A 21,324-nucleotide genomic window follows, 5' to 3' on the forward strand; every position below is an offset into this window, starting at 1 on the left:
GGTTCCTTGAGACCAGCGTTTGCAAGGAAATTTGCCTGAAGAGACTAGACTTCCTGGCGAAATCTGCTTCACGTTGGGCCACAGCGAATATCCACACACCCATCGACGCATAGGAGAGAACCGTGAGCAAACAGATATTCGTCAACCTCCCGGTCGCCGATCTCCCGAAGTCAGTGGCCTTCTTCGAAGCGCTCGGCTTTTCACGGAACCCGCAGATGGGCGATGACTCTGGCGCGTGCATCGTCGTCAGCGACACGATTTTCGTGATGCTGGCTACGCATGCCAGGTTTCGTGACTTCACGCCCAAAGCCATCTGCGACACCAGCAAGGCCGTCGAGGTTTTGCTCAACCTCCATTGCGAGAGTCGCGACGAGGTGGATGGTCTCGTGGCCAAGGCGCTCGCCGCGGGCGGTTCGACCTACGACGAGCCGGAAGATCTCGGCTTCATGTACTCGCACAGCTTCGTCGATCCGGACGGCCATGGCTGGGGCCTCTTCCACATCAGCGCCACGCCGGCACAGGAGTGACCGTAGACCTTTCGCAACAATGACATGCGATCCCTGCCTTCGCAGGGATGACGATGTGGGAGGTTTTTGCTCGTCATTCCGACGAAGGCAGGGATCGCGTGTCGCACTTCAGCTCTTCAACAACGAAGCTGGCCATCCTCTCGGCCTTTTGCAGCAGCAACTGCGATTCCGGCCTACGCCGGAATGACGAGTAAAAACCGGGCCGCCCGGCACTCCCTACGGCAGCGCATGGCCCCCAGCTTGGTTAAGATGACGAATTGCCGAACAGCAGCAGGAGCCACCCGAGTGATCATCAAGCCCAAAGTCCGCGGATTCATCTGCATCACCGCCCACCCGGTCGGTTGCGAGCGCAACGTGCTCGACCAGATCAAGGTCACCCAGGCCGCGGGCCACGACAAAACCAAGGGTCCGAAGCGGGTGCTGGTGATCGGCGCCTCCACCGGCTACGGGCTGGCCTCGCGCATCACCGCCGCGTTCGGCTACGGCGCAGCCACGCTCGGCGTGTTCTTCGAGAAGCCCAGCAGCCACGAGAAGACCGGCACCGCCGGCTGGTACAACTCCGCCGCGTTCGACAAGGCGGCCAAAGCCGCCGGCCTGTACAGCAAGTCGATTAACGCCGACGCGTTCGCCCACGAAACCCGCGCCAAGGCCATCGAGATCATCAAGAACGAGATGGGCGGCCCGATCGACCTGGTGGTCTATTCGCTGGCCTCGCCCGTGCGCAAGCTGCCGGACACCGGCGAGGTGGTGCGCTCGGCGCTCAAGACCATCGGCGCGCCGTTCCACAACACCTCGGTCGACACCAACAAGGACACCGTGATCGAGGCCACCGTCGAGCCGGCCACCGAGCAGGAAATCAAGGACACCGTGACCGTGATGGGCGGCGAGGACTGGGCGCTGTGGATCGACGCGCTGAGCGCCGCCGGCGTGCTCGCCGAACACGCCAAGACCGTCGCCTACAGCTACATCGGCACCGAGATCACCTGGCCGATGTACTGGCACGGCACCCTGGGCCAGGCCAAGCAGCACCTGGACAACACCGCGAAGCAACTGCGCAGCCGCCACCCCGGCCTCGACGCCTACGTCGGCGTGATGAAGTCCGTCGTCACCCAGGCCAGCGCCGCCATCCCGGTGATCCCGCTGTACGTGTCCATCGCCTTCAAGATCATGAAGGAGAAGGGCATCCACGAAGGCCCGATCGAGCAGGCCAACCGCCTGTTCCACGACCGCCTCTATCGTGCCGATGGAAAAGCTGCGCCCACCGACGACGAAGGCCGCCTGCGCCTGGACGACTGGGAACTGCGCGACGACGTGCAGATCCCCTGCAAGACGATCTGGCCCACCGTCACCACCGAAAACCTCAAGCAGATCACCGACTACGCCGGCTACAAGCACGAGTTTTTGCAGCTGTTCGGGTTTGACCGGGCGGATGTGGACTATGACGCCGAGGTGGAGGCGGATCGGCGGTTTGATTGTTTGGAGGGGTGAGATTGTTTGCTGGCCGCTGAAGTCGCGTGGCTTCAGCGGCTACGGCTTATGACCTCTGAAGTGCACATTGACCCGGACTTTCACGCGGGGTAGACGACTGATGGCGGGCTTCTAGCTTCATCGATCGTCTCTCTTTGATCTCTGGTAAATATCGGCTAGGCGTCCATTGACGATGGGAGTGCTGTGCTTAATTATGCAAGGGTGTCCCTCTGTTTCTGACTGGGGCGACGACAGCAAACAGTGCGACAGGGAGCAGGGGCAATGACGCAAGAAGTCAAAAATCTCAGATTGAAGGACTTAGTTCTATGGACCGAAAACCCTAGGGACAGCATTGATCCAGGTGCGAATGACCAAGGCATTATAGATAAAGCCCTTGAAGACAGTTCATCAAAGTGGAACCTATTGAAGCTCGCGAAGGATATGGGCGATTACTATGACTTCAGTGAGCTTCCGACGATTGTTTTTCATGGGAAAAAGCCTGTTGTTTATGATGGCAATAGACGAGTGATTCTTGGGAAAGTTAAGCAAAAGCTGGCTTCCGCTCCAAATATCGATATTGACTCGCTTCCGGACGTTCCTCTGGAAATTCCCTGCAACGTTTGCTCAAAAGACATCGCTCTGCAGAACGTTTACAGGAAACATGCAGACACAGGGTCTTGGCTTCCCTTGGAGCGAGACATATTTTTGCATAAACACATGCGACAACCGAAAAGTCCATTTTTGGTGATTGAGGAAAGTACTGGGGTAATTAGTGGACATCCACACCTTAATCAGCGGTTTGTGAAAGAAGAGATATTCCGGGATGATCAACTGGCCCGGCTAGGGATGGCAGTGCAAGGGGATAAGCTCCTCACCAAGCACTCATCGGAGGAAACTCGAGCAATTCTTGAGGATGTCTCGCGCAAGGTGGCCGCAAAAGAAATATCGACTCGGCATAACCGCGGCAAGGTTCTGGAGGTCCTCGATCCTTCTCACCAGAAAATGATTGACGAACACAAGGGGAGATCCGCGCACGATGTGGATCTCAAGGCGTCAGAGCGTTCTGACGCTGAGACTGCCTCTTCAAATTCGCGCCAGAGCAAGCGCGTTCGAACGAAAGCGAACGAGATATTTGGTGGCACGCTGTACCTCCGAGCGGGGGCGGTTTCCAACTTATATCGGGACATTGTCGACCTTCATCGGTTTTACGCTGAAAACAAGAAGAACTTATCGGAGGCATTTCCCTGTCTTATACGTATGGCGCTTCGTCTAATTTCTGAAGCTGCGGCCGGCGACATGAAACAATCTATGGATCAGTATTTAAAATCACGTTTCCAGAAGGTGAAAAGTGCATTGAGTAAGGACGCCAAAACGACGCTTTCGAACTGTAACGTGACCGAGACGAGCATCATTCAGTTACTTCACACGGGGGCACACAACTACGCTGCGGCGGCCAACTTGGATCAAACGATAGCTATGTCCATAGTGATTGGCGCCATCCTCACAGAGTCTCATGGGAAAGCGGCAAAATGATGAGCCACTTTTGCTCTCCATTACGCTATCCGGGAGGAAAGAACTGTATCTTCCCGTTTGTCTCCCAGTTGTTTCATGAAAACGGCCTTATTGGATCGGCTTATGCCGAGCCGTACGCGGGCGGGGCGGGTTTGGCGCTTAGATTGCTCTTTGGAGAATTCGTTGAGCGAATCTATATAAACGACCTCGATCGTTCTGTCTTCGCTTTTTGGACCTCGATTCTGTCTCGTCCGGACGACTTCTGTCGATGGATCGAAGATGTCGAGGTGACGACGGATACTTGGCACAAGTTTAAGGAAATGCAGAATATTGCCTCTGAGGTGGGATTATTTGAGCTGGCTCAGTCGACTTTCTTCCTAAATAGAACGAATGTGTCTGGTGTATTGAAGGGTGGGATCATCGGTGGTTACGAGCAGAAAGGTAAGTATAAGATTGATGCTCGTTTCAATAAGGCAGATCTCATAGCTAGGATACAAAAGATATCCATGTTCAGGAGTAGAATTGCAGTTTCAAATATGGATGGACTTGCCTTCGTTAGAAAGATGGACAACCGGCAAGAAGACGTATTCATATATCTCGATCCTCCTTACTTTCAGAAAGGTTCAGATCTTTATATGAACTTTTATATGAAAAGAGATCACGAGCGGCTCTCAAAACATGTACATAAGATGAAAAAGAAGTGGATGGTATCTTACGATAGTCATGACTTCATTTTAAATCTCTATGCGTCAAAGAGTAGGATTCGCTACAGGTTATCGCAAAGCGCATCCAACCGAGTGGGGGACGAGGTGTTAATCTTCTCTGAAGGATTGTCCTTTGCCCAGTCGCTTGGGGCGCTTAATTCACCAATTGCTTTGTAGAAAGTTCTATTAGATTGCTTTATTCCGAACAGCAAAACGAGATCAGGTTGAGATGGCCCCGATCTTTTGACCGTCACCAGCCGCCCGAGCGCCGACCCTACACAGGACAGCTCCGCACATGTTCGATGTGTTCACCGAAGAAGTCGAAGTGCTCATCAAGGACGGTATTGCCAACCTCTATTGGTACAAGGCCGACCTACACAAGGGGTGGCTTAGGTCCGGTGTGCCAGAACGGTTGCGGGACGAGGTTCATCGCCTTCGTGACGGCGATGGCAAGCCGCTATCGAAGCGCCTCCAGATGGATGCACTATACGAGCGGCTTCGTGGTGGCGACTATGACCGACGGCTCGAAGTCTCCCGGAACTTCGTGCGCATCCTGATCGAGCATGAGAACTTCACGCCACAGGACAAAAACCACAGAATCGACGTGGCACGTCGCAGCCAGCTGGAGCTTCTTGAGCTGATTCGCCGGCAGGAAAAAGATCGCGAGTACAAGGACAACATCCGCGCACGCGCTGCAAAGGTTGTGCGGGAGACCTACGATTCAAAGCTCAACGAGCTTCGGGCCAAGTTCATCGAAGCGAACGATGTAGAGCCGCAGAAGCGCGGCTACCTTCTGGAATCGCTGTTCACGGAACTGATGCGCATCAGCGGCATCCCCGTCGAGGAGCCTTTCCGCATTGTTGGGGAGCAGCTCGATGGCGCCATCAAGTACGACGGGCACTACTACCTGCTTGAACTCAAATGGACAGCCGCCAAGGCAGATCCCAAAGAGATCGGCCATTTCTTCTTCAAGGTGGAGGGGAAGTTCGGTGCCCGCGGCCTCTTCCTGTCCATGAACGGGTTCACAGAAGGAGCCCTACTTAGCCTTCCTACCGGCAAAAGCCTCAATATGCTGCTGCTCGACGGCACCCACTTGGCGAACGTGATTTTCGGTCACTACAAATTCCAAGAGCTGCTCGAGCACGCCATCCGGCAAGCGACGCTCAAGGGCGAGATCTACTGCACCCATCAGCTTCAAGGCTAAAGCGTCCCCAGAACTATCGGAATCAGGTTCACTTATCCACACCTGTCTTGACTCCCCTCCATGGCCGTAGCAGACTCGTTTGCAAGGAGCGTAGAAACTCCTCTAACAGCGGCACCCACCTCCGACAAACTGGTGGGTTTTTTGTACCTGTTCGCAGGTGCAAGCCGACGCGAAGCCTGCGTCGGGAGGGCGGCTAATACAACACCCTTCGGGGAAATACGCCCGCCGTCTGTTAGCGGTTTCTAACCTCCCGACTTCCCGTCCGGCGCCATGCCGTGGACGGGCACTTCATGGAAATGAGGAGGCGACCATGTCGACGTTCGATTCGGATGATCTGGAAACGACGGGCTATTTCCTGCCGGAGGACAGCCAGCTGCGGCTGAAGCAGCTACGCGAGTATGTGGAGTTCCTGTCGCACTTGGCGCAACCGCGGAGGGCGGATGAGGAGCAGGAATACCTCCCCGAGATTCGCCCGGGCGAGGTGGCGATCTGCCTGGAGTTGCTGGAGGAGCAGATCGCTCAGGTGCTGGACGAACTCTCCTGGCCGGCCGAGCGTGGCCACAGGGCGGCAGCATGCAATGCCGATGCGGAAGCGGAGGCTCACGCGGAAGCCGCGGAACCAGAGGTCGCCGAGCCGGTGAGGGATGAAGCCGGCAAGCGCTTCCTCTTCGGCGTCACCCTGGATCAGCTCGACGAGATCAACCTGCTGCTCGACAGCCTGCGGGCCCTTGGCAATGTGGTGACCTGCAGCGATCACGCCGAGTTATCCGACGTCACGCTGTCGATCATGGGCGATGCCATCGTGCGTGATGTGATGAAGCTGCGCGACATCATCAGCGATGTGAATGCGCAGCGGCTAAAGCCACCGCACGTTACGAAACCCGGTGTTCGCGAGGAGCAGGGCGCCTACCATGCCGGGCGACCGCGTTTGTCCGTGGTGGACAACGCCTCACGTGCCGCGTGACCGCTGCCCATCCACCGGAACGGGTGTCGTGAAAAAAGTCAGGGACAATTTCGGCCGGCAACAGGAGCCGCCAAATTGTCCCTGAAGACTCATGTCGCCGCCTCCCGCGCTTGGCGGTACGTTGGAACTACCACGGTTTCAACGTCGCCCAGCGGCAGGAGGCAGCCATGTCACTTTACGCAGCCATCGATCTGCATTCCAGCAACAGCGTGTTGGCCGTCATGGATGGCGACGGCAAGCCGGTGCTGCGGTGTCGGCGACCCAATGAACTTCCGAGGCTACTTGCCGACTTGGCACCCTACCGGGACGAGCTGGTCGGCGTGGCGGTGGAATCCACCTACAACTGGTACTGGCTGGTCGATGGCCTGATGGATCACGGCTATGCGGTGCACCTGGTCAACACCACCGCGATCCCGCAGTACGACGGCCTCAAGCACGGCGACGACGATAGCGACGCCCTGCACCTGGCCCAGCTGATGCGGTTGGGGCTGTTGCCGGAAGGCTACATCTATCCGCGCGAGCAGCGCGCCACCCGCGATCTATTACGCCGTCGCTTCAGCCTGGTGCGGCAAGCCGTCAAGCTGATGCTGTCGATCCAATCCAGCTTCAGTCGCAGCACGGGCAAGCAACTATCGGCCAACGCCTTGCGACGACTCACGCCGCCACAGCTCGTCGACCTGTTTCCCGAGCTTTCCACCCGCTACGGCGTGCTGATCCAGTTCAAGTTGTGGCTGACGTTGCAGGATCAGGTCACCGCGTTGGAGCGCTGGATCCGCAAGGATCTGGCGCAGCCGGATCTGCTGGTACGCCTGCAGAGCGTGCCAGGCATTGGCCCGATTCTGGGCATGACGATCCTGCTCGAGAGCGGGGATGTCGCACGCTTCGCCTCGGTCGGCGACTACGCCTCGTACTGCCGTATGGTCGAGAGCGTGCGGCTATCCAACGGCAAGCGGAAGGGGCACGGCAATCGCAAGTGCGGTAATCGCTACTTGTGTTGGGCATTCATGGAAGCAGCCAACTACGCGGTGCGCTTCAATCCGCTGATCCGGCGGTGGTACGAACGCAAGCGCGCCCGTAAGCATCGCGTGGTCGCGATCAAGGCCGTGGCGCACAAGCTGGCACGCGCCTGCTACCACATGCTGCACGAAGGCACGACGTTCGATCTCACGCGCGCCTTCGGCTGACTGCGCTGGCGGTCGCAGGCCGGAAATGGTGTTTGGCTTCGAGCCAGCTTCCCTGAAAGGTCGCGACCGTCGGCACCCGTGTTATACGCAGGACCGCACGCGGACCGAGCCATCAAGGGGTGGGCCCTGAGCCCGAGACTCTGTGCGACGCACGACGCGCACCTGGACGGCATCCGTGATGACCGATGAGTGTTTGGACAGCAGCAAGGGCCGCTGACGCGGCCCTAACCAGAACGGTGACTGGCGCGATCTTGGCGCCGAATGAAACACAGCGGCGGGTGGTCAGCGGCAAGACGGGCATCTACCCTCGGCATCACCGGGGAAGAGCAAGTGCGGGCCTCTTGACTGCGGACGGCGAAATGGTGACTGCGGACGGCGAAATGGTGACACTTTTTTCGTGCGGCATCAACGCGAAGACGATTACCACTGACTTTGGGAACGCATGCTCAGGTTCGATAGCTGTATGTAGACCTGTAGCCAGGCTGCCGGGTTTGTGGTCGCGCAGAACTAAATGACTTGCTCGCCTTGGGTAAAATTCCTTACTATTAATCAAATAGTAAGGAGAATCGCCATGTCCGAAGCCGCCATGACCAGCAAGGGCCAGGTCACCATCCCCGCCGATATCCGCAAGGCGCTCGGCTTGGTCGCGGGCGAACGCGTAGTGTTTACGCAACTTGACGACGGCTCCACCATCATGCGAGCCAAGACCCGTTCGATGGATGAGATCAAGGGCTTGCTGAAGTCCGCCGGGAACAAACGCAAGGTGCCGTTGGACGACATGCGCATCGGACGGCGCTGATGGCGGGGCTGGATACCAATATCCTGGTGCGCTGGCTGGTGGATGACGACGCCGGACAGTCGCGCCGCATTGCGGAAATGCTCAAGTCTGCGACACGCCGTGATGAAACTCTCTTCGTACCCCTGACGGTCATGCTGGAATTGGAGTGGGTATTGCGCTCTCGTTACGCATTTGCCAAACCCGACATCCTGCTGGCGTTGAACGCCCTGCTCGAGACCCGGGAACTGGAGTTTCAGGTTGAGCCTGTTATCGAACGCGCGCTGCACGCTTATCGACAGGGCACGGCGGACTTCGCGGACTGCCTGCACGCCGCAGCATGCTCGGTGGAGGGGAAGGCACCCATGTTTACCTTGGATGCCAAGGCCGCCAAGCTGGCTGACGCAAGGCTGCTGGCAGGATAGAACTGGAGGGAAAAACGGGGGTCGGGTTCACTTCCGCGCATTTGCCAGTGAACCTGAAAACTCATGTCGCCGCCTCCTGCGCTTGGCGGTACGTTGGAGCTACCACGGTTTCGACGTCTCCCATCGTATTGCAGCCGAGTTGGAGCGTGGATCATGAAAGGCGTGCGAGAGACTTTTACCCGTTACGACGGTGCCGACTACCTCAAGACCGAGGCGGACATCGCCGCTTATCTCGAAGCTTGCGCGGAGGAGGCGCCCAACGATCCCGTATTCATGCTGAAAGCCCTCGGCACGGTGGCGCGCGCACGCAACATGAGCCAGCTGGCCGAGGCTGCTGGCATGACCCGCGCCGGGCTGTACAAGGCACTGTCGGGTGCAGGCAACCCCAGCCTCGCCAACACCATGAGGGTGGCGAAGGCGCTCGGTTATCGACTGGCGCTGGTGCCGGATCGGGAGTGATGTTGCGTGGTAGCACTTGAGTGGTCCCCGGCACCTTCTTTCAAAAGCGCAGCAGCATAGACACCCGTGCCCATCACCACCCCTCGACACTAGCGCGACAAAAGCTCCCGCATCTGGCTGGCCGTGTGGGTATCGCCAGCCGCATCGGCGGCCAAGGCCGCGCCGTGGAGTGCGCCCCGTCGGCCCGGTGCCGCCGTCAGGGCGGTCTTGTAGGCTTCGAGGGCTTCCTGCGGCTTGTGCAGTTGCAGATACAGATCACCAAGCTGCTCGCGTGCGGGAATGATCGGGCCTGGCGTCACCGGCAGCTTCTCGATAGCGTCTTCCTGGTTGGCCGCCAGCCGGAGCGTCGCGATGCCATCGTCGGGATGCGCGCCGGCCGCCGACTGCCATGCCCTGGCTTCCTTCCCGAGGATGTCGACCTGGGTCGCCCAGTAATCCTTTTTGCTGGCCAGCAACTGCTGCCGGCAGGCGTCCAGTCGCGCGATGTCGGCATCGGCGGCCTGGGCATGCCCGGAGCGCGCGTTGGCCACCGCGCGGGCCCAGTAGACGATGGCCGCCACCTCCGGTGCCGCGCCGTCGCCTGCCTGCAGGCGCGAGGCATCGGTCCACTGGCGACCTTCCATGGCGAGGCGGATCGGCATCGCCGTGGCGGCGTAGCCGACCTTGAAGTCGGCACCGGCGTGGACGCCCATGCCGTCAAGCGAACGCACCACCTGTTCCGCGTCGGCGCGCCGGCCGCGCTGGAGATACGCGTAGGTGAGGTAGTCCATCGCATGGAGTTCCTCGCCAAGGTCGCCCTGGCTGCGCGCCGCGGCGCGCGCCGCCATGTTCGATGCGATGGAGTCGTCCCACAGGCCCAGCCGCGTGAAGATGTGCGATGGCATGTGCAAAGCGTGCGGTGCCGAAGGCGCGATTTTCGCGTAGGCGCGCGCTGGAGCCAGGCCGCGGGGCGCCAGTTCGGCACTGTCGTAAGCGTGGATGAGGTAGTGGGCCACGCCGGGGTGATCGGGGTGTTCCCTGTAGATCGGCTCCAGGATGGCGCCCGCCTGTTTCTGGTTGGCGTGCGATGTGTCCTGCGGGGAGGCCGTGGCCAGCAGCGACAAGGCGTACAGCACCTGGACTTCGGTGTCGGCCGGGTGGCGGCTGGCCGCGACAGCCATGGCCGCCGCATAGGCCTTGGCCCGGGCGGGCGGCGGTACCTGCCCGGCATCGTGGTAATACGCCGCGATCGCGGCGATCAACGCGCGTTCGCGCGCGGTCTTCGCGCCCAGGCGGGTCGCCCGGGTGGCTTCCGCTTCGCCCTTGGCCAACTCGTCCGAGTTGGGCGGGCTCCACAACGGGTGGACATGGGACATCGCGATGCCCCAGTGCGCCATCGCACAGGAAGGGTCGGCATCGGCGACCTTCCGGAAGGCTTGCTCCGAGGCGGTATACGCAAAGGAGTGGAGCAGGGCGACGGCGCGTTCGAAGTCGTGCGATACCGCGGGGGCGCAGGAGGTGGGGAAACTGACCCTGCCCAGTTTTTCCGGTGCCGGATGCGAGTGCATTTCCTGGGAGGCGGCGGCCGGCGCGCAGGCGAGGGTGCTGGCCAAAAGCAGGGCAATGATGGTCTTCATCGCTGAGGCTCCGGCAGGTGGTGGGACGATCATAGGCTCACCGGCGCTCTTTACCACCGTCGGTGTATGGCCGATTGCGTGTGTTCCGTTGAGCGGGCGTTAAGATGACGGCGCGCGAGGACGAGCGGAGACGGCGATGTGGAGGCGGGTGGTCGGCTACGGGGTGCTGCTGGCGGCGGGAACGCTGGCCCTGCAGTGGCTGGACTACCAGCGCCTGGTGCGGATGCATGCGGGCGACGTCTACCTGTTCCTGGTCGCGGCGGCCTTCTTGGTGCTGGGCATCGTGCTGGGCGTGCGGGTGTTCGCCGCGCCGGCGCCGACCGCCTTCGACGGCAACCCGAAGGCGCAGGCGGCGCTGGGCCTGAGCGGGCGGGAGCTGCAGGTGCTGCATGAACTGGCCGCCGGCCACTCCAACAAGGAGATCGCGGCGCACCTCCACGTGTCGCCGAACACGGTCAAGACGCACGTGGCGCGGCTGTTCGAGAAGCTGGGCGCGAAGCGGCGCACCGAGGCGATCCGCCGGGCGCGCGAGCTGGGGATCGTGCCCTGAGGGTGCTGCATTCGGGGGAATCGCCCGAATTCACCCGTTCGGGCGATTGCCATGGCGGGCGGGACGGCGGTCAATGGCGACACCAACCATCAAAGGGGAACGGCTCATGTGGATCACGATCTTGAAATACGGCGTCATCGCGGGCGTGGTCGTCGGCGGGTTGATGTTCGCCACCTTCCTCGGCTTCGACGGCATGCCGCCGCTGAAGTACGGCATGCTGATCGGCTACACGACCATGCTGATCGCGCTGAGCGCGGTGTTCGTGGGGATCAAGCAGTACCGCGACGTGGACCGGGGTGGGGTGATCGGGTTCTGGCCGGCGTTCGGGATCGGCCTGGGCGTCAGCTTCATCGCTGGGATCCTCTACGTGGTGGCGTGGGAAGCGCTGCAGGCGATGACGCACATGGATTTCGCCACCTCGTATTCAAACGCGATCATCGCGAGCGAGAAGGCGAAGGGCGCGAGCGCCGAGGCGCTGGCGAAGCTGACTGCCGACATGGAGACGTTCAAGGTGCAGTACGCGAACCCGATGTTCCGCCTGCCGATGACCTTCGCGGAGATCTTCCCGGTCGGCGTGCTGGTGTCGCTGGTCTCGGCGGGTCTGCTGCGCAACAGCCGATTCCTGCCCGCGCGGCGGGGGTGAGGCGCCTTGCGAGCGCGGGTGGGTCGGGGCGCGCTACCGCAAGGCTTCCGCGTGGTAGCGCATGGCCACGTCGCACCTTTCGTAACGTGCTCCATACCGGGCCATGATTTCGGCATCGTGCTGGAAGCCAAGCTTCTCGTACAGGTGAATGGCGGCGGCGCATTTGGCGTTGGTGAGCAGGTACAGCGGCTCGGCGCCCAGCGACCTTGCCCGGTCGATGACCGCGGAGAGCAGGAACTCCCCGGCCTTCATGCCGCGTGCCGACTCGCGCACGCCCATCTTGGTGAGCTCGTAGCTGGTGGCCCCCGTCTTCTGCAGGGCGCATGCGCCAACGATCCCGAGCCCGCTTGCCTCGACGAAGAGAATGACGCCGCCCGCGTCGATGATCTTCGCCCGCGGGTTCTCCAGCACATCCCGATCGGTTTCTTCAAGGTGGAACATGGCATTGATCCACTCCGCATTGATGTCACGGAAGTGCACCGCGAGATCATCGCTGAACTCATGGATGGTAAGGACGTCGCTCATGGCGCTCCCGGCTTTGTAGGGTGGAAAGTATCCTAACGGTTGCCGGGGCGAAGTGAGCGGCGGGCGAGGTTCGAAACGAAAGGCCGGTGCGGTCATACAAGCCACGATGATGAGCGTGCCGGGCAGAACATGAGCGCCCCTTGCCCCGAGCGGGATCGGAGGATCCTGTCCTGGGCGTGGTGTACAAGCACAGATTCCGATCAGTTCCGCAGAACTCGTCCTTCGGATCGTGTCGATTCGTGCCCCCGCCGTTCGTCGTTGCTCTGCGAAGGGGCGAAAACCGGCATTGGCATCCCGGTCCCACCAACCAGCGCAAGACCAAGGAGGAATCATGACTGGCTCGATGGCGGCAAAGAGAAAGCTGGTGTTGAAGATGTCGGTCTCCCTGGACGGCTTTGTCGCCGGACCGAACGGCGAGGCCGGCTGGGTGTTCCGGTCATCGGGCGGCGACGACTCAACGGCGTGGTTGCTCGATACGCTGCGCGGAGCCGGCGTGCACATCATGGGCAGCCGCAGCTATCACGACATGGCGGCGTTCTGGCCCTATTCGGAGATGCCGATCGCAGCGCCGATGAACGACGTCCCCAAGGTCATCTTTTCGAGGACAGGGCTCAAGAACACCCAGGTGGATCCGTTGCCGGCGCTCGCCGAAGCGAAAGCGCGCAATGCGCAGCGGCATGGCGTTACGCCGACAGCGGCGGTGCTGCAGTCCTGGGCCGAACCCACGGTGGCGGGCGGCGATCTGGCGGAGGAAATCCTGCGGCTGAAGGCGCAGCCGGGCGGTTACATCCTTGCGCATGGCGGCGCCCGGTTCGCCCAAAGCCTCGTTGCCTCTGGCCTGATCGACGAATATCGACTGGGCATTCATCCGGTTGTGCTGGGCCAGGGCCAGCCGCTGTTCTGCGCACTGCGCAGTCCGGTCGACTTGCGCCTGATCGGCGTGACGCCGTTTCGCTCTGGCGCCGTGGCAGCCGTCTACCAGCCGGCATGAACCGCCGCGCGTCAGTAGCTCTTGCCACGCGCCGACACCGGCCATACCACCTCGACCTTGCCGTTGCGCACGCCGACGTACCAGTCGTGGAGGTTGCAGGTCGGGTCGCAATGCCCGGGAACGAGCCTCAGCTTTTCGTTGATGCGCAGGACGCCGCGCCTGTCCTCGATCACGCCGTGTTCGTCCGAGGCGCTGACGTAGGTCACGTCGTCGCGGCCGTGGATGACGGGCAGGCCGCTGTCGAGCGACTGCACCTTGAGGCCGGCGTCGCAGACCGCCTGGCCGGGTTTCGCGCGGCTCATCACCGAGGTCAGGATGAACAGCGCATTCTCCCATTCGCCCTGGTCGATGCGGTTCCCGTCCTTGTCCCGGATGCGCCCGTAGTCCGCATCCATGAAGGCATAGCTGCCGCATTGCAGTTCGTTGTAGATGCCTGAATTCGACTCGAAGTGATAGGAGCCCGTGCCGCCGCCCGTGACGAGTTCGGGTGTCAGTCCGGCCGCCTGCAAGCCTTCGACCATCGTCTTCACCAGGGCGATGGCGTCGTCGAGCCTGGCCTTGCGGTCCGCGTAGTTTTCCAGGTGCTGCATGGCGCCTTGATACGCCTGGATGCCGGTGAATCCCAGGGCCGGCGCGGCGTCGATGGCTTTGGCGATCGCGACCGCTTCGCCGGTCGTGGCGACGCCGCAGCGGCCCGCGCCGCAGTCGATCTCGACGAGACACTCCAGCGTCGTGCCGTGCGTTTGCGCCGCGGCCGAAAGTTCGGCCACGTTCGCCAGGTCGTCGACGCAGACGATGATCCGCGCGCCGTAGTTCGGCAGGCGCGCGAGCCGGCCGATCTTGCCCGGGTCGCGCACCTGGTTCGACACGAGGATGTCCCTGATGCCGCCACGCGCAAAGGCTTCGGCTTCGGAAACCTTCTGGCAGCAGACGCCGACCGCCCCGCCCAGGCGTTCCTGCAGCTTCTGCACATCGACCGACTTGTGCATCTTGCCGTGGCTGCGGTGGCGCACGCCGTGCGCTCGCGCGTAGTCGCCCATCTTCACGATGTTGCGCTCCAGCGCGTCGAGATCGAGCACCAGGCAGGGTGTCTGGATATCCGCCTCGTCCATGCCCGGCAGGGCGGGGATGTCATAGCCGACTTCGCAGCCGGCGAAATCCATCGTTGCGTTCACGGGAATCTCCGCAGTTCTCGAGTGGCTTGCCGGGATCGGCATGGCTCTGGTGATGATGGCATTGACGGCTTGCCCGAAGAAATCCACGGAAGCGGCTGCTGCAGGCCCGATGCGGCGTGCAGCATCGGGCCCGATTTCCTGCCTCGATCGCACAACCTTGACGAGCACCAGCACGGAGGAGCGTCATGAAGCTTTGGCTGATTACCCTGGGTCTGCTGGCCGTATGCGCAAGCGCGCATGCAGCGACGACGGTCTGGCAACCCGCCGCTGGAAACACTCAAATACCGATCTGGCCGGGGACAACGCCTGATGCACACCAGGTTCCCGGTCCGGAAACCGCGAAGGTGAGCGACAAGTTGCTGGCTGGCAAGCCGGTGACCGCGGTAACCAATGTGACCCGCCCCACGATGACGGTCTATGCGCCCAAGGGGAAGAACACGGGAGTTGCGGTCGTGGTGTTTCCGGGCGGCGGCTTCGAGATCCTGGCCATGGATCTCGAAGGCACCGAAGCCTGCGACTGGCTGACGTCCAGGGGCATCACCTGCGTGCTGTTGAAGTATCGCGTTCCGAGCGCGCCCTATGAATGGCAGTGCGATTGCCGCCCGCACAATTTCGCCTTGTCGGTGCCGTCACTGGAGGACGCCCAGCGAACGATGCGGCTGGTGCGCCATCACGCCGCGGAGTGGCACATCGATCCGCACAAGATTGGCGTGCTCGGCTTTTCGGCGGGCGGCTTTCTGGCGGCGGAGATCAGCACGAACTTTGCGCGGCGCCTGTATTCACCCGTGGACGCCGCCGACAGGGAAAGTGCCCGCCCGGATTTCGCCATGCCGATCTATCCGGGACATCTCGCGACCGATGACGACAAGTTCAACGCCAACGTCCCGGTCTCCCGCGACACGCCGCCGACGTTCCTGGTGCAGGCGGAAGACGACTACGTGGATGGCGTCAACCAGTCGCTGGCCTATTACATCGCGCTGAAGAACGCCAAGGTGCCGGCCGAGATGCACCTGTACGCCCACGGCGGGCATGCGTTCGGGCTGCGGCCGACCTCGAACCCGATCACGCGCTGGCCTGCCTTGGCCGAAACATGGTTGGGCACCATCGGGATGATTCCCGTTGCGGGTCGATAGACTGGGTTCCAGGAAAGCGGATGGCGTGGCGGTCCAGGTTGAGCCAACTCAAGGGCGACATGTTGCACGTGCCGGGTGTTCAATACATGCGGCATCAGAGGATTGCCGTTCGATCGAGAAGTCCGGTGACCGTCGCATCGGCAGGCAATGCGGACGGCAACTGGCTTCACCCGATGCATCCACGAGAGAGCAAGCAGCATGAAGGCATTCGCCATTGATCGGTACGGCAAGAAGCATCCGATGCGGCTTGTCGACATGCCGGAACCCGGGCTTCGCGACGACGATGTGCTGATCGAGGTTCACGCCGCAGGTCTGAACGTGCTGGATTCCAAAATCAAAAGCGGCGCGCTCAAGCTGATCCTGCCTTACGGCATGCCGCTTGTGCTGGGCCATGACGTGGCCGGCGTCGTGACTCGCGTTGGATCGCAGGTTCGGCAGTTCAAGGTGGGCGACGAAGTCTATTCGCGGGTGCCTGATCGCCGCATCGGCACGTTTGCGCAGTTCATTGCCGTGAATGAAAAAGATGTCGCGCCCAAACCCGGGAACATCACCATGGAAGAAGCGGCATCGATCCCGCTGGTCGGCTTGACGGTGTGGCAGACCCTGGTTGAAACAGCCAACCTGGAGAAGGGGCAGAAGGTCTTCATCCAGGCGGGGTCAGGCGGCGTCGGTACCTTCGCCATTCAACTGGCCGGGCATCTCGGGGCCACGGTAGCCACCACCACGAGCAGCGCCAATACCGACCTGGTGAAGAGCCTCGGGGCAGACGTCGTCATCGACTACAGGAAAGACGATTTCGAGGAGGTTCTGCAGAACTACGATGTGGTCCTGCACAGCCAGGATGCGGCAGCGCTGGAGAAATCCCTGCGCGTGCTGAAACCCGGCGGAACGCTCGTCTCGATTTCCGGCCCTCCTGATCCCGCATTCGCACGAGGCATCGGAGCGCCGTGGTTCGTGGGGCTCGTCGTCCGCCTGCTGAGTGCCGGCGTCAGGAAAAAAGCGGCCCGTCGTGATCTGAAATATGCGTTCCTCTTCATGCGGGCCAGTGGACATCAGCTGCGCGAGATCACCCGGCTCGTCGAGGCCGGGGCCATCCGCCCCGTGATTGATCGCGTCTTTCCCTTCGAGTCGACCAACGAAGCCCTGACGTACGTTGAAGCAGGCCACGCGAAGGGCAAAGTCGTCGTCAAGATCAAGTGAGCCTGAAGTGGAGCCTGCCAGGAAACCAGGACGGAGGGAGTCAAGTCGAATCAACCATGCCCGTCCCTCCGGCGGCCTTTGGTCGTGTGACCATGCGCAACCGCATGCTTCCGGTCGAGCATGTTCATTATCGAATCCTCATCGTCCTCTCATGATGGGGTCGCCTCGCCGGGGCCATAGTCGACCCGATGCCGCAGGAGCATCGATGGATGGCAGGCAGCGGGCCTTCTCGACTCGGTGATCCAGCACGCCGCCGTGGTACGGAACAGTCTGCAGCGTGGAACGGGGGTGGATGATGAGTGCCGAATCAAGTCACGCCGAGGCGCAAACATTGCAACGGTTGGCCGAGGCCCTGCGCGGCCCGCTGTTACGCCCCGGCCACCCGGATTACGAAGAACGCCGGCGTGTCTGGAACGGCGCCATCGATCGCCGGCCGCTGGCGATCGCGCGTTGCGCGGACGCCGAAGATGTCAGCATGGCCGTCAAATTCGCGGCCAGGGAACGTCTTCCGCTCACGGTGCGCGGTGGCGGCCACAACGTTGCCGGCCTGGCCGTGCGTGACGGCACCTTGATGCTGGATCTTGGCGCCATGAACGGCGTCGAGGTCGATGCGCAGGCGCGTATCGCGCGCGTCGAAGGTGGCGCGCCATGGCGCGACGTTGACGCAGCGACGCAGCCGCATGGGCTTGCCACCACCGGTGGTTTCGTTTCGAGTACCGGCGTTGGCGGCTTGACGCTGGGCGGCGGCGTCGGTTGGCTCATGCGGCGTTGTGGCCTGGCGATCGACAATCTGCTCTCGGCCGATGTCGTCCTGGCGGATGGCCGTTGTGTCGTCGCCAGCGCCGACCGGCATGCCGATTTGTTCTGGGCGTTGCGTGGTGGCGCGGGCGGTTTCGGCGTGGTGACGCGGTTTGTCTTTCGCCTGCATGCGGTCGGCGAGGTGTTTGCCGGGGTCGTATTTCATCCGATCGAGGCTGCGCCCGCGCTGTTGCGTGCGTTTCGCACGTTCGCACCGGCGGCGCCGGAGCAGTGCACGTTCATGCTGGTGTTCACGACGGCGCCACCAGCACCCTTTCTGCCACCGCAAGTACACGGTCAACGCGTCGTTGTACTTGCCTATTGCTGGAGTGGCGAGCCTGCGCGCGGTGAGCATGCACTCGCACCGCTCACCGGTTTCGGCGAGCCGCTGGGCCGACTCGGCGGCATCATGCCGTACGCTGCCTGGCAGCAGACCTTCGACGTGCATGCGCCGGCCGGCGATCACTACTACTGGACGACATCGATCTTCGATGCGCTCGATGATGCCCTGATCGATGCGCTCGTCCCGAAGGCCGCCACGCCGCCCGATCCCCTGTGCGAAGTGCATGTGCACCATCTGGGGGGTGCGGTCGCCGCCATGCCGGCCGACACCAGCGCGTTCGTGCATCGTGATGCGCCTTTTTTCATCAACACGATCGGCCATGCACAGGCAGCGGAAAAATCCACGGAGGTACGCAAGTGGGCGCGCGGACTGCGCTCTTCGCTTGCACCCTGGGCGCGTGACGGAGTGCAGGCGAACTTTGCCGGTGACGCCAGCGACTGGCATGTGCGAACGCATGATGCCGCCACGCGCGCGCGCCTGGAGAACTTGCGCCGGAAGTACGATCCAGCCGGGTTGCTGCTGCCCGCACGCAGCGACTAGGCGGCGAGCTCGGCCAATAGCGCTCGCGTCCGCTCGACCACATCTTCGAGCCGCGCAGCGGCACCCTGCTTCTGGACAGCCTTGAACGCCGTACCGAGCATTTCACGCGCACCGGCTTCGGCCGCGGCATGAGCAGCGTGCCATTGCGGGAGCAGCGGCGCACCGGTCAGTTTGCGCAGGCGTGCAGCAGCTGCAAGCAGCTCCGCAGTGCACTCGGCATCCCCTTGCCTGAGCACCAGATAAGCCGTGCCTTCGATACAACCGGCAATGCCGCGCCGGTTCTGCAACCCGATGGTCAGGTCGAGCATGCGCAACCAGTCCCGGGCTGCGCCGCGTACGTCATCGAGCTGAAACCTCTGCAAGGCTCGATTGATCAACACATAACCGCGCTGGAAGATATCGTCGCCGCGCGACGACATCAGTCCGGCGGCTTCGCTCAACCATGCTTCCGCTTCGCGGTGCTGACCGCGCATTGCACAGGCAATGCCGCGGCCCAGCAGGGCTACCGAGCGCAACCAGCCCGAGTGGTGTTTTTCGGCGACGGCCAGCGCGGCTTCCACGCAGCGTTCCGAGCCATCGAAGTCACCGCAGCCTGCAAGTTCGAACGCAAGCACGCCTTGGCCTGACGCGGCGAGCACGTCGTCGCCAAGCCGCGCGGCCAGCACGATACCTTCCCGAAGCAGCGAGACTGCGCGCGCGTGTATCTGGCGGTGGTGATAGGCGATGCCATCGGCGATCAGCGCTCGCGCGCGATGCAAAGTTTGCGTATGCGACACCCGCAGCGCCATGTCCAGCCAATGGCATGCCTGGTAGTACTCACCTTGTACCCTGAAGTACCAGCACAGATTGGCGCAGAGCATGATCGCGCCATCGGCGAGATCCGTCTGCGCCAATGCGTAATCGAATGCCGCCTGCAGGTTGGCCTGTTCGCGCAACACGCGCTCGACCCACAGCCGCTGACGCTCACCGCGTACTTCCGCATCCACGCGCGCGGTGAAATCGATGCAGTGCGCCAGGTGCGCCCGCCTGATGCGCGCTTCGTCATCGCTTTTGTCGAGGCGTGCCAGTGCAAACGATCGTACGCTGTCGAGCAGGCTGTAGCGCGGGGGGCTGATGCTGGCATCGACCGCGATCAGCGACTTGTCGACGAGTCCGCCCAGCAGATCCAGCGTCTGTTCGTCGCCGAGTTCGAAAACCGCGCCGATTGCCATGGCGCCATGCAGCGTCCAGCCGCCGGCGAACACTCCCAGGGCGCACAGCAGCGCCTGCTCCAGGTCCGATAGCAGCGCGAAACTCCAGTCGATCAGTGCGCCCAGCGTCTGGTGGTGGGCCGGTTGTTCGGCGGGCGCATCCGCAGCAAGCCACTGGAAACGGTGCTGCATGCGCAACAGCAATTGCTCGGGGCTCAACAGGCGCAGCCGTGCCGCGGCCAACTCCAGCGCGAGCGGCAGTCCATCCAGCCGACGGCAAAGCTCGGCTACGGCACCGGCATTCGCCGTTGTCAGCGTGAATCCTGAAGCCAACGAGCGCGACCGTACCAACAACAGTTGCACGGCAGGCACCATGGCCAGACGCGCGACTTCGTCGGCGCTTGCCCAGGTCCCCGACTCGGGCGCTTCCAGGGGAGGCAATGAATAAATCGTTTCGCCCGTGCAATGCAGACACTGCTGACTGGTCACCAGCACGCGCAACTCTGCGCACAGGGACAGCAAGGACGCAACGAGATGGCCGAGGGGTTCGGCCACCCGCTCGCAGTTGTCGAGCAGCAGAAGAACGCGGCGCATCCGCAGCACCTCGGCCAGCCTTTCGAGAAGATTGCCGGCGCCAGGCACATCGCGGATACCGAATGCATCCGCCAGTGTGCGCGCCAGCCTTTCGCCATTCGTGCAAGGGGTGAGGTCGAACAGCCAGACCCCATCCGGAAATGCTTGCGCGCATACACGCGCCGCTTCCAGTGCGGCTTGCGTCTTGCCGATGCCGCCCGGTCCGGTGACCGTCACCAGCCGCGCACTGCCGAGCAATTCCCCGAGTTCGACGATGGCACCCTCGCGCCCGATCAGCGCGCCGGTGCGCTCGGGCAGGCGTGCGTGCAGGGGCGGAGCAAAACTCAATGCGAGCGGTGTCGCGCCAGGCGTGCTGGTCAGTGGTGCGATGAAACGGTAACCCAGGCCGCGCACGGTCTGGATGCAGCGTGGCGACTTGATGTCGTCGCCCAGCGCGCGTCGCAACTGGACGATGAGGCGATTGAGCGTCGCCTGGGTGATATAGGCGTGGCCCCAGACCGCATCCAGCAGGTGGCCGCGACTGAGCATCTGATCCGGATGGGCCAGAAATTCGAGCAGTACCGCGAACGCCTTGGGCTCGAGACCGACTTCCGTCCCGGCGCGGGTCAAGCGATGCGCACCGACATCCACCTGCACGTCGGCGAAGGAGACCACGCCTGCTGGTGCCGCATGCCCTGGAGGTTTGCCGGTGCCCATCGCCGCATTATCACGCGGATCAATATCCTCCGCTCAAGCGGTTTTTGGCGGAATTTCTCACGATTTCCCTATCGCGCCCTCATGATTCCCGGTTCGATGAAGAGCATTC

The 21,324-nt window shown here is 62.1% G+C and carries 20 protein-coding genes; 16 read left to right on the forward strand and 4 right to left on the reverse strand.

What is annotated here, in order from left to right:
* Positions 1-122: 122 nt before the first annotated feature.
* The 10 genes from KK131_RS13790 (at position 123) to KK131_RS13835 (ending at position 9,221) form a co-directional block, all read left to right on the forward strand.
* Positions 123-527 (forward strand): VOC family protein, encoded by a 405-nt coding sequence (locus KK131_RS13790; protein ID WP_214557274.1) that lies wholly within the window; start codon positions 123-125, stop codon positions 525-527.
* Positions 528-812: 285 nt separating this feature from the next.
* Positions 813-2,015, forward strand: coding sequence for an enoyl-ACP reductase FabV (gene fabV, locus KK131_RS13795; RefSeq protein ID WP_214557275.1), 1,203 nt, complete (start codon positions 813-815; stop codon positions 2,013-2,015).
* 261 nt (positions 2,016-2,276) lie between these two features.
* Entirely contained in the window at positions 2,277-3,527 is a 1,251-nt protein-coding gene (locus KK131_RS13800) for a hypothetical protein (protein WP_214557276.1), read from the forward strand.
* Complete coding sequence (locus KK131_RS13805) at positions 3,524-4,387, forward strand: DNA adenine methylase (protein WP_214557277.1); 864 nt, start codon at positions 3,524-3,526, stop codon at positions 4,385-4,387. Before KK131_RS13800 ends, KK131_RS13805 begins: the two co-directional genes overlap by 4 nt.
* A gap of 118 nt (positions 4,388-4,505) precedes the next feature.
* Complete coding sequence (locus KK131_RS13810) at positions 4,506-5,414, forward strand: hypothetical protein (protein ID WP_214557278.1); 909 nt, start codon at positions 4,506-4,508, stop codon at positions 5,412-5,414.
* 310 nt (positions 5,415-5,724) lie between these two features.
* Complete coding sequence (locus tag KK131_RS13815; protein ID WP_214557279.1) at positions 5,725-6,378, forward strand: hypothetical protein; 654 nt, start codon at positions 5,725-5,727, stop codon at positions 6,376-6,378.
* 167 nt (positions 6,379-6,545) lie between these two features.
* Positions 6,546-7,562, forward strand: coding sequence for an IS110 family transposase (locus KK131_RS13820; RefSeq protein WP_214557280.1), 1,017 nt, complete (start codon positions 6,546-6,548; stop codon positions 7,560-7,562).
* Positions 7,563-8,133: 571 nt separating this feature from the next.
* The gene (locus tag KK131_RS13825; protein WP_214557281.1) at positions 8,134-8,361 is read left to right on the forward strand and encodes an AbrB/MazE/SpoVT family DNA-binding domain-containing protein; all 228 of its coding nucleotides are present in this window, start codon (positions 8,134-8,136) and stop codon (positions 8,359-8,361) included.
* The gene (locus KK131_RS13830; protein ID WP_214557282.1) at positions 8,361-8,762 is read left to right on the forward strand and encodes a type II toxin-antitoxin system VapC family toxin; all 402 of its coding nucleotides are present in this window, start codon (positions 8,361-8,363) and stop codon (positions 8,760-8,762) included. The genes KK131_RS13825 and KK131_RS13830 overlap by 1 nt, the downstream gene beginning before the upstream one ends.
* A 153-nt stretch (positions 8,763-8,915) precedes the next feature.
* Positions 8,916-9,221 (forward strand): addiction module antidote protein, encoded by a 306-nt coding sequence (locus KK131_RS13835; protein ID WP_214557283.1) that lies wholly within the window; start codon positions 8,916-8,918, stop codon positions 9,219-9,221.
* An 89-nt stretch (positions 9,222-9,310) separates the two neighbouring features.
* Here KK131_RS13835 and KK131_RS13840 read toward each other — a convergent pair whose 3' ends face one another.
* Positions 9,311-10,894 (reverse strand): hypothetical protein, encoded by a 1,584-nt coding sequence (locus KK131_RS13840; protein WP_214557284.1) that lies wholly within the window; start codon positions 10,892-10,894, stop codon positions 9,311-9,313.
* A 79-nt stretch (positions 10,895-10,973) separates the two neighbouring features.
* On the opposite strand from KK131_RS13840, the gene KK131_RS13845 reads away from it, so the two are divergent.
* Together KK131_RS13845 and KK131_RS13850 are read left to right on the forward strand one after the other, a co-directional pair.
* Entirely contained in the window at positions 10,974-11,387 is a 414-nt protein-coding gene (locus KK131_RS13845; RefSeq protein WP_214557285.1) for a response regulator transcription factor, read from the forward strand.
* 106 nt (positions 11,388-11,493) lie between these two features.
* Complete coding sequence (locus tag KK131_RS13850; RefSeq protein ID WP_214557286.1) at positions 11,494-12,030, forward strand: DUF4199 domain-containing protein; 537 nt, start codon at positions 11,494-11,496, stop codon at positions 12,028-12,030.
* Between the two features lie 33 nt (positions 12,031-12,063).
* On the opposite strand, the gene KK131_RS13855 is transcribed toward KK131_RS13850, so the two are convergent.
* Positions 12,064-12,555, reverse strand: coding sequence for a GNAT family N-acetyltransferase (locus KK131_RS13855; protein WP_214557287.1), 492 nt, complete (start codon positions 12,553-12,555; stop codon positions 12,064-12,066).
* A gap of 331 nt (positions 12,556-12,886) precedes the next feature.
* On the opposite strand from KK131_RS13855, the gene KK131_RS13860 reads away from it, so the two are divergent.
* The gene (locus tag KK131_RS13860) at positions 12,887-13,546 is read left to right on the forward strand and encodes a dihydrofolate reductase family protein (protein WP_250887261.1); all 660 of its coding nucleotides are present in this window, start codon (positions 12,887-12,889) and stop codon (positions 13,544-13,546) included.
* 11 nt (positions 13,547-13,557) lie between these two features.
* On the opposite strand, the gene bhcC is transcribed toward KK131_RS13860, so the two are convergent.
* A complete protein-coding gene (bhcC, locus tag KK131_RS13865) occupies positions 13,558-14,895 on the reverse strand; it encodes a 3-hydroxy-D-aspartate aldolase BhcC (protein WP_345777254.1) in 1,338 nt (445 codons plus the stop codon).
* Between the two features lie 11 nt (positions 14,896-14,906).
* Here bhcC and KK131_RS13870 point away from each other — a divergent pair, with 11 nt between their 5' ends.
* The 3 genes from KK131_RS13870 to KK131_RS13880 all read left to right on the forward strand — a co-directional run bounded on the left by KK131_RS13870 (position 14,907) and on the right by KK131_RS13880 (position 18,735).
* Positions 14,907-15,854 carry an alpha/beta hydrolase gene (locus KK131_RS13870; protein ID WP_214557288.1) on the forward strand — a complete coding sequence of 316 codons (948 nt, stop codon included), beginning with the start codon at positions 14,907-14,909 and terminating at the stop codon, positions 15,852-15,854.
* A gap of 198 nt (positions 15,855-16,052) precedes the next feature.
* Complete coding sequence (locus KK131_RS13875) at positions 16,053-17,054, forward strand: NADP-dependent oxidoreductase (RefSeq protein WP_214557289.1); 1,002 nt, start codon at positions 16,053-16,055, stop codon at positions 17,052-17,054.
* 292 nt (positions 17,055-17,346) lie between these two features.
* Positions 17,347-18,735, forward strand: a complete 1,389-nt coding sequence (locus KK131_RS13880) for an FAD-binding oxidoreductase (RefSeq protein WP_214557290.1) — start codon at positions 17,347-17,349, stop codon at positions 18,733-18,735.
* On the opposite strand, the gene KK131_RS13885 is transcribed toward KK131_RS13880, so the two are convergent.
* Positions 18,732-21,215 (reverse strand): winged helix-turn-helix domain-containing protein, encoded by a 2,484-nt coding sequence (locus KK131_RS13885; protein WP_214557291.1) that lies wholly within the window; start codon positions 21,213-21,215, stop codon positions 18,732-18,734. The genes KK131_RS13880 and KK131_RS13885 overlap by 4 nt on opposite strands.
* Between the last annotated feature and the right edge of the window lie 109 nt (positions 21,216-21,324).

It is taken from the genome of Rhodanobacter sp. LX-99, assembly GCF_018599185.1.
GTDB lineage: Bacteria > Pseudomonadota > Gammaproteobacteria > Xanthomonadales > Rhodanobacteraceae > Rhodanobacter.